Consider the following 1,080-nt stretch of genomic DNA (forward strand, 5'->3'; position numbering starts at 1 on the left):
TCAGCGCTCGACCTCTCCGCGGATGAACTTCTCGACGTAGTCGCGGGCCTGGTCGTCGGAGTACTGCTCGGGTGGTGACTTCATGAAGTAGGAGGATGCCGACAGGATGGGTCCGGCGATGCCGCGGTCGAGGGCGATCTTGGCGGCGCGGACGGCGTCGATGATGATGCCGGCGGAGTTGGGGGAGTCCCATACTTCGAGTTTGTATTCGAGGTTGAGGGGGGTGTCGCCGAAGGAGCGGCCTTCCAGTCGTACGTAGGCCCATTTGCGGTCGTCGAGCCAGGGCACGTGGTCGGAGGGGCCGATGTGTACGTCGCTCTTGCCCATTTCGCGGGGGATCTGGGAGGTGACGGACTGGGTTTTGGAGATCTTCTTGGACTGCAGGCGCTTGCGCTCCAGCATGTTCATGAAGTCCATGTTTCCGCCGAAGTTGAGCTGGTAGGTGCGCAGGAGTTCGACGCCGCGGTCTTCGAAGAGTTTGGCCATGACGCGGTGGGTGATGGTGGCGCCGACCTGGGATTTGATGTCGTCGCCGACGATGGGGAGGCCGGCTTCGGTGAATTTGGCGGCCCAGGTGGGGTCAGAGGCGATGAAGACGGGCAGGGCGTTGACGAAGGCGACCTTGGCGTCGATGGCGCATTGGGCGTAGAAGCGGTCGGCGTCTTCTGAGCCGACGGGCAGGTAGGAGACCAGGACGTCGACCTGGTTGTCGCGGAGCACTTGGACCACGTCGACGGGGGTTTCGTCGGATTCTTCGATGATGTCCTGGTAGAACTCGCCGAGGCCGTCGTAGGTGTGGCCGCGTTGGACCGTCACTCCTGTGGGCGGCACGTCGGTGATTTTGATGGTGTTGTTCTCGCTGGCGACGATCGCCTCGGACAGGTCGCGGCCGACCTTCTTGGCGTCAACGTCGAAGGCCGCGACGAACTCGACGTCGCCGACGTGGTAATCGCCGAACTTCACGTGCATCAGGCCCGGGACCCGTACGTCCGGGTCGGCGTCCTTGTAATAGTGAACGCCCTGGACCAGCGACGACGCGCAGTTGCCGACACCGACAATGGCCACGCGAACCGAACCCAT

1 protein-coding gene is annotated in these 1,080 nt (G+C 63.2%); it reads right to left on the reverse strand.

The annotated features are described in order from the left end of the window. A partial coding sequence (locus ABGB01_RS45955) for an inositol-3-phosphate synthase (protein ID WP_347780647.1) occupies positions 1 to 1,080 on the reverse strand: 1,080 nt, incomplete at its 5' end.

The organism is Nonomuraea sp. B5E05 (assembly GCF_039880665.1).
GTDB lineage: Bacteria > Actinomycetota > Actinomycetes > Streptosporangiales > Streptosporangiaceae > Nonomuraea.